Raw genomic sequence first — 7192 nt, forward strand, 5'->3', positions numbered from 1 at the left:
GGACGCGGGTCCCTGGGGGCCCGCGGCACCGGACGCGACGGCCCGCTCGGCGGCGGCCTTGCCGGCACCGAAACCGGGACCCTGCGGACCGGCCGGGGCCGCGGCACCCGCGCCGGGACCGCCGGGCGTGCTTCCGTTCTGCGCCCCGGGACCCGCGCCCTGCTGCGCCGTGCGCGGGGAGAGCGCGCGGAACTTCATGGTGCCGTCGTCGGACTGCTGGGCCGTCCCCGCTCCCCCGGACCCGGCCGCGGGCCGGCGGAAGACGCGCGTGCCGCCGTCCTCGTCCGGCTCGGCGGGCGGGATCGTCGCCGTGCCCTCGGTACGGGCCGCATGGCCGTCCGGCCGGCCCGGGGCGGAACCGTCGGCGGACCGCGCGGGCCCCGGCACCCTGGGGTCGGCGCCCTGCGGGGCCCGCGGCGTCCCGTGCTGAACTCCCTGCGGCCCCTGCTGAGCGCCTTGCTGAGCACCCTGCTGCGGAATTCCCGGAGGTGCCCCCTGCTGGGCCTGCGCGGCCTGCTGCGGGGACCCCCACGACACCCGGCGGTCCTGGTCGCCGCCGAAGCCGGCCTGGTGGGCCCGGTCGGCGGCCCACGCGGACGCGGGCTCGGGGCGGCTGCCGTGCTGGGTGTCGGGGTGCGGCGGTTCCTCGGCCGGGTCCTCGTCGAAGAAGTGCGGGCCCGTCTCCTCCACCGACGGGCCTGAGCCGGAGCCCGGGCCGGGCGGCGGCACGAGCGGTTCGCCGTCCGCCGGGGCGGGACGGCTGGTGCCCGGCACCCAGGAGGCACCGTTCCAGTAACGGACATATCCAGGAATGGAGGGGTCCGGGTAGTAGCCCTCGCGGGGCCTGTCGTCACCGGGTGCCGGGGTTGGGGCGCTCATGTCCGTCGTCCCGTATCTGCTCGGGGGTCAATAGAGGGGGCTCCACATCTATCAGACCGGCGCAGGACCCACCGCCAGTCCCACCGGACCCACTCCTTTTGAGCACGACCTGACACCCGCCGTGGTACCGCCGGAAAAAAGTTCGCCGAACCCGCGTAATGATCCCGCCCCCTCCCCCTCTGTCTTCGTACGGGCCCACCGCGGGACCCGGACGCGAGCCGAGAGAGGAACGAACGACATGCATCACACGGTGGTGGAGCGCGAACTGGAGCTCCAGCTCATCCTGTCGCCCGAGCGCAGCATCCCGGTCCCGGCCAGGCTGGGCTACCGCAGCGACGACCCCTTCGCCGTCCACGTCACCTTCCACATCGGCTCGGACCACCCCGTCCACTGGACCTTCGCCCGCGAACTCCTCGTGGAGGGGGTGTTCCGGGCGTGCGGGCACGGGGACGTGCGGGTGTGGCCGACGAAGGCCGAGGGGCGCGGTGTCGTGCTGATGGCGCTCAGCTCCCCGGACGGAGACGCCCTCCTGGAGGCCCCGGCCGCCCAGGTCTCGGCCTGGCTGGAGCGCACGCTGCGGGCGGTCCCGCCGGGCACCGAGGCGGAGCAGCTCGGTATCGACGACGGCCTCGCCGAGCTGCTGGCCCCCACTCCGGCGGACGACCTGTGGCTGGGCGACCCGTGGCCGGGCGACGAGTCGGCGGACGGGGAGTGAGCCGTGTCGCGGGGTCTCAGAACAGCTTGCCCGGGTTCAGGATGCCCAGCGGGTCGAAGACCCCCTTCACCGCCCGCTGCATCTCCACCCCGACGGGGCCGATCTCGCGGGCCAGCCACTCCTTCTTCAGTACGCCCACCCCGTGCTCCCCGGTGATCGTGCCGCCGAGCTCCAGGCCGAGGGCCATGATCTCGTCGAAGGACTCGCGGGCCCGCCGGGACTCGTCGGGGTCGGCGGCGTCGAAGCAGACCGTGGGGTGGGTGTTGCCGTCACCCGCGTGGGCGACGACCCCGATGGTGAGCCCGTGCTTCTCGGCGATCCGCTCGGTGCCTTCGAGCAGTTCGGCGAGCCGGGAGCGGGGCACGCACACGTCGTCGATCATGGTGGTGCCCTTGACCGCTTCGAGGGCGGGGAGCGACAACCGGCGTGCCTGGAGCAGCAGTTCCGACTCGGCCGCGTCCTCGGCGGGCACGACCTGGGTGGCGCCGGCCGCCTCGCACAGCGCGCCGAGGGCGGTGAGGTCGGCCGCCGGGTCGGTGGTGTCGAAGGCCGCGAGGAGCAGGGCCTCGGTGGTCTCCGGGAGTCCCATGTGCGCCAGGTCGTTGACGGCCTTGACGGTCGTACGGTCCATCAGTTCGAGGAGGGACGGCACGTGCCCGCCCTCCATGATCCGGCAGACCGCGTCGCAGGCGGCGGCCCCGGAGGAGAACTCGGCGGCCAGCACGAGCTGCTCGGGCGGCTTCGGCCGCAGGCCCAGCACGGCCCGGACGACGATGCCGAGCGAGCCCTCGGAGCCGACGAAGAGGCGGGTCAGGTCGTAGCCCGCGACCCCCTTGGCGGTACGGCGGCCGGTGGACATCAGCCGCCCGTCGGCGAGGACGACGTCCAGGCCGAGGACGTACTCCGCCGTGACCCCGTACTTCACGCAGCACAGTCCGCCGGACGCGGTGCCGATGTTGCCGCCGATCGTGCACATCTCCCAGCTGGAGGGATCCGGCGGGTAGTAGAGGCCGAGTTCGTCCACCGCGCGGGACAGGGCCGCGTTGACGACTCCGGGCTCGACGACGGCGATGCGGTCGACCGGGTTGATCTCCAGGATCCGGTCCATCTTCGTCAGCGACAGCACGATGCAGCCGTCGGAGGCGTTGGCCGCGCCCGACAGGCCCGTGCGGGCGCCCTGGGGGACGACCGGGACGCGCAGTTCGGTGGCGATGCGCATGACGTGCTGGACCTGTTCGACCGTGCGGGGCAGCACGACCACGGCCGGGGTGCCGGCCGGGCAGAAGCTCGCCATGTCGTTGGCGTAGGAGACCGTGACGTCCGGATCGGTGAGGAGGGCGTCGGCGGGCAGACCGGTGAGCAGGCGGTCCACCAGATTGCCGGTGGCCTCGTCGCGGGGGGCTTCGATACGGCTCATGATCACAGCGTCGCACCGGGGGCCATCGGTGTGAACCCCACCAGCGCCGACCGCCGCACTCCGGGGGGTGGTCGCCGTACTGCCGCACAGTGAGCGCCATGGAGAACCAAGCCACGGAGAACCGCCCGCAGGAGCGGCGGACCCGGGTGCGGGGGCGCCTGGTGGCCGCCGCGGTCGCGGGCTGCGCGGTGCTCGGTACGGTGCTGATGCTGCTGCCCGTGCAGCGGACGGTGACGCGCGCTCCCGCCCCCGCGCCGGGGGCCCAGGCGCTGACGGCGGTCGCCGCCGGGGTGCCCGCCGCGCTGCCCGACCTGGCGGCGCTGATCGGTGAGCGGGAGCGTCATCTGCGCCGGCACCCCGGGGACGCCGAGTCGTGGGCGGTGCTCGGGACGGCGTACGTCGAGCAGGGACGGCGGACGGCCGACACGACGTTCTACGCGAAGGCCGACGACAGCCTGCGCAGGTCCCTGAAGCTGCGCGGCGGCGCCCAGGCCCTCGGTGGTCTGGCCGCCCTCGCGAACGCGCGCCGGGACTTCCGGGCCGCGCGCACCTGGGGCGAGGCCGCGCGGAAACTGGAGCCGAGGCGGTGGACGACGTATCCGGCGCTGATCGACGCGTACACCGGGCTCGGCGACCACAAGGCGGCCGGCGTGGCGCTGGAGCGGCTGACGGAGCTGCGGTCGGGGCCTGCGGTGCGGGCCCGGGCGGCGGCCGTGTACCGGGACCGGGGCTGGCGCGAGGACGCGGCGGCGCAGCTCGCCGACGCGGTGGCGGAAGCGCGGGCGCCGGCCGAGCGGGCCGCGTACCTGGAGCAGGCCGGGCAGCTCGCCTGGGAGCGCGGGGACCGCGAGGACGCGCTGCGGCACTTCCAGGCGGCGGTCCGGATCGACCCTGACCAGCGGGCCGCGCAGGCCGGTCAGGGGCGGGCCCTGGCGGCACTGGGCCGCACGACGGAGGCCCTGAGCGCCTACCGGACGGCCCTCGCGAAGCAGCCGCTGCCCCAGTACGCCCTGGAGCTGGGCGAGTTGTACGAGTCGCTCGGGCTGGGGCAGGCCGCCCGGGTGCAGTACGACCTGCTGCGGACGACGGTCGAGCGCGCCGCGGCGGGCGGGGTGGACGGGGAGCTGGTGCTGGGGCAGTTCGAGGCGGACCACGGCGACCCGGAGTCCGCGGTACGGCGGTTGCGGGCCGAGTGGCTGAGGCAGCCGGGGATCGCGGTGGCCGACGCCCTGGGCTGGGCGCTGCACCGGGCGGGCCGGGGCCGGGAGAGCCTGCGGTACGCCCGGATCGCGACGGACAAGGTGCACGGCGGCGGGGTGCGCAGCGCGCTGTACGCCTACCACCTCGGCATGATCGAGGCCGCGTCGGGCCACTCCGCTCCCGCGCGCCGGCATCTGCGGGAGGCGCTGCGGATCAATCCCTGGTTCTCGCTCCCCCGGGTACGGGCGGCGCAGGAGGCGTTGGCGGCGCTGGGGGAGGTGCCGGACGAGGGGGTGCCGGTGATGGACGCGAAGGCGGTCACACCGCGGCCGTACCGATGAGGGCGTTCCTCGTCACCAGCGCCGCCAGCTCCTCCTCGCCGAGCCCCGCCGTGTCCTCGGGCCTGCGGGGCAGCACCATGTAGCGGGTCTCCGCGCTGGAGTCCCACACCGTGATCTCCGTGGCGGCGGGCAGTTCCAGGCCGAACTCCCGCAGTACTTCCCGGGGTTCGCGGACCACGCGGGAGCGGTAGGCCTCGGACTTGTACCAGCTCGGGGAGGGGCCCAGGAGGCGCAGCGGGTAGCAGGAGCAGAGGGTGCAGACGACGACGTTGTGCAGCGAGGCGGTGTTCTCCACCACCCGCAGTCGCTGGTACGAGCCGTCCATGTACCCCAGTTCCCGGACGGCCGCCGTGCCGTCCGCGAGGAGCCGGGCCCGGTAGGCGTCGTCGGTCCAGGCGCGGGCGACGACCCGGGCGCCGTTCGCCGGCGAGGACTCCGCGAGGAACGCGTCGATCGCCTCGTCCAGCCGTTCGCCGGTGATCAGCCCCTTCTCCTCCAGAAGGGTCTCCAGGCGCCGCACCCGCCGGGCGATCACCGCGTCGGTGTGGTGGTCACCGCTCATCGTCGCGAGCCTCCTCCAGGTAGCTTTCCCACAGGTCCAGTACGACATGGTGGTCACCCTCGCCCCACAGGTCCCGGGCCGCGAAGCGGACCGCGTAGATCTGCTCGACGGGTGCGTCCCCGCGTCCCTGCGCGCTGACGTCGGCCAGTTCCTCCGGGCCCTCCGGTTCGACGACCACGCCCCGCTGGCCGCGCGCGTACCGCGGCAGCCGGGTGTGGTGCGGCGGGTCGTGGCGGTAGGTGCGGACCCGGGTGCCGGGCGGGAAGCGGTCGGGCGGCGTGTCAGTCATCGAGCTCACCGGCCCCGATCACGCCCTTGCGCTCCAGCAGGGTGCAGATAGCGGTGAACCAGCGCTCGTAGTAGGAGGCCGCCAGGTACTCCGCCGGCGGCATCGACTCGATCGCGTCGCGGAACTCGTTGGTGTTGAACAGCCCTTGGGCGCGCAGGGTGTTGTAGAGGCCGACGACCCGCGCCTCCCAGTCCGCGCGGAAGGGCTCGGTGTCGTCGGTGGTGTCGATCACGCCGAACCCCTGCGTGCCGCCCACGTCGTTCATCCTGGCCATGCGGCCAGCCTACGAGGGTTGCCCGGACTGTGGCTTGTAGTAGACGGAGAATCGCCGTGCGCCCGTCGCACCCGAGGCGAGCCCCATGCACAGCCGCGGGGTGCCGCCGTGCCGCACGGCGACTCCCTCGGGTTCGCGGTGGTCCAGGGAGTAGCCGACTTCGGTGCGCTCGCGCTGGACCAGCTCCCCGGTGCGGATGTCGAGGCAGGACAGGTAGGCGTTGCCGTGCTCCTCGGGCGGGTTGGTGGCCTCGTCGTAGGCGGTCCCGGCCAGTTGGTAGAGGTGGTCGCCGTACAGGGCGTACCCCTGGAAGGGGATCGCGGGGTCGGGGTGCAGGCCGGTCTGGGCGAGGTCGGCGATCGGGTCGGCGTAGTCGCGGGCGACGAAGGCGTCCAGGTCCCAGATCCGGTAGCGGGGCCGGCCGTCGAGGCGGTAGCGGATCGCGATGCGCTGCGAGGCCATGCACACCGAGGGCTGGTTGTTGGTGGTGCCGGGCATCGGCTTGCGGATCGCCACGTCCTCACCGGTGCGGGTGGCGCCGTCGAAGAAGCGGAAGCGGGTGACGCCCTGGCCGTAGCCGTTCTCCGCGGCGGCCTCGGTCCAGATCCAGACGTCGCCGTCGGCCGCGTTCTGCACCCCCATGCTGACGCCGTGCCCGAAGCCCTGGAGGTGCATGTGCCCGAGCAGCGTGCCCTCGTGGTCGAGCCGGTTCAGGCACAGATTGCCCGACTCCGCTCCGCCGGGCGCGAGTTGGAGGGCGTAGAGGTGCCCGTGCGCCTCGTCGAAGGCGAAGGACTGGAGGACCGTGCCCTCGTGCAGCGACTTCTCCCACAACCAGCGGACGGCCGGCACGGACAGGTCGAAACGCTCGGTCACGGTCCCCCCTCGCTCAGCGGGAGCTAGAGGTTGCCCCGCTTCTCCTGCTCCCGCTCGATGGCCTCGAACAGCGCCTTGAAGTTGCCCTTCCCGAAGCCCATCGAGCCATGCCGCTCGATGAGTTCGAAGAACACGGTCGGCTTGTCCTGGACCGGCTTGGTGAAGATCTGGAGCAGGTAGCCGTCCTCGTCGCGGTCGGCGAGGATCTTCAGCTCGCGGAGCGTGTCGACGGGCACGCGGGTGTCGCCGACCCACTCGCCGAGGGTGTCGTAGTAGGAGTCGGGGGTGTCGAGGAACTGGACCCCGGCCGCGCGCATGGTCCGCACGGTCTGCACGATGTCGTTGGTGTTCAGCGCGATGTGCTGGACGCCCGCGCCGCCGTAGAACTCCAGGTACTCGTCGATCTGGGACTTCTTCTTGGCGACGGCGGGTTCGTTGATCGGGAACTTCACCTTGAGGGTGCCGTCGGCGACGACCTTCGACATCAGCGCGCTGTACTCGGTGGCGATGTCGTCGCCCACGAACTCCTTCATGTTCGTGAAGCCCATGACCTTGTTGTAGAAGCCGACCCACTCGTTCATCCGGCCGAGCTCGACGTTGCCGACGCAGTGGTCGACGGCCTGGAAGGTGCGGTGGGCG

General features: G+C 73.2%; 9 protein-coding genes. 2 read left to right on the forward strand and 7 right to left on the reverse strand.

Annotation, left to right across the window (positions count from 1 at the left end; all coding sequences use genetic code 11):
- Positions 1 to 879, reverse strand: an 879-nt coding sequence (locus tag AOJ26_RS16320) for a DUF2510 domain-containing protein (RefSeq protein WP_159044297.1), incomplete at its 3' end; no start/stop codon positions are given.
- Positions 880 to 1117: 238 nt separating this feature from the next.
- On the opposite strand from AOJ26_RS16320, the gene AOJ26_RS16325 reads away from it, so the two are divergent.
- Positions 1118 to 1594, forward strand: a complete 477-nt coding sequence (locus tag AOJ26_RS16325; RefSeq protein WP_053849018.1) for an SsgA family sporulation/cell division regulator — start codon at positions 1118 to 1120, stop codon at positions 1592 to 1594.
- Positions 1595 to 1610: 16 nt separating this feature from the next.
- Here AOJ26_RS16325 and AOJ26_RS16330 read toward each other — a convergent pair whose 3' ends face one another.
- On the reverse strand, positions 1611 to 3017 hold the full coding sequence (locus AOJ26_RS16330) for an FAD-binding oxidoreductase (RefSeq protein ID WP_053849019.1): 1407 nt from the start codon (positions 3015 to 3017) through the stop codon (positions 1611 to 1613).
- Between the two features lie 92 nt (positions 3018 to 3109).
- On the opposite strand from AOJ26_RS16330, the gene AOJ26_RS16335 reads away from it, so the two are divergent.
- Complete coding sequence (locus AOJ26_RS16335; RefSeq protein ID WP_053849020.1) at positions 3110 to 4552, forward strand: tetratricopeptide repeat protein; 1443 nt, start codon at positions 3110 to 3112, stop codon at positions 4550 to 4552.
- Here the strand turns inward: AOJ26_RS16335 and nthA are convergent.
- From nthA to hppD, 5 genes are all read right to left on the reverse strand, one after another.
- Positions 4530 to 5114, reverse strand: coding sequence for a nitrile hydratase subunit alpha (nthA, locus tag AOJ26_RS16340; protein WP_053849021.1), 585 nt, complete (start codon positions 5112 to 5114; stop codon positions 4530 to 4532). The two genes, AOJ26_RS16335 and nthA, sit on opposite strands and share 23 nt — an antisense overlap.
- The gene (locus AOJ26_RS44905) at positions 5104 to 5403 is read right to left on the reverse strand and encodes an SH3-like domain-containing protein (protein ID WP_053849022.1); all 300 of its coding nucleotides are present in this window, start codon (positions 5401 to 5403) and stop codon (positions 5104 to 5106) included. The genes nthA and AOJ26_RS44905 overlap by 11 nt, the downstream gene beginning before the upstream one ends.
- Entirely contained in the window at positions 5396 to 5677 is a 282-nt protein-coding gene (locus AOJ26_RS44910) for an SH3-like domain-containing protein (RefSeq protein WP_053849023.1), read from the reverse strand. The genes AOJ26_RS44905 and AOJ26_RS44910 overlap by 8 nt, the downstream gene beginning before the upstream one ends.
- A 9-nt stretch (positions 5678 to 5686) precedes the next feature.
- Complete coding sequence (locus AOJ26_RS16355; RefSeq protein ID WP_053849024.1) at positions 5687 to 6553, reverse strand: Teichoic acid biosynthesis protein C (Precursor); 867 nt, start codon at positions 6551 to 6553, stop codon at positions 5687 to 5689.
- A 23-nt stretch (positions 6554 to 6576) separates the two neighbouring features.
- The coding region (hppD, locus tag AOJ26_RS16360) for a 4-hydroxyphenylpyruvate dioxygenase (protein ID WP_063790279.1) at positions 6577 to 7192 on the reverse strand (616 nt) is incomplete at its 5' end.

The sequence above is a fragment of the Streptomyces sp. NRRL B-24085 genome, from assembly GCF_001282115.1.
In the GTDB taxonomy this organism is placed as follows: Bacteria; Actinomycetota; Actinomycetes; order Streptomycetales; family Streptomycetaceae; genus Streptomyces.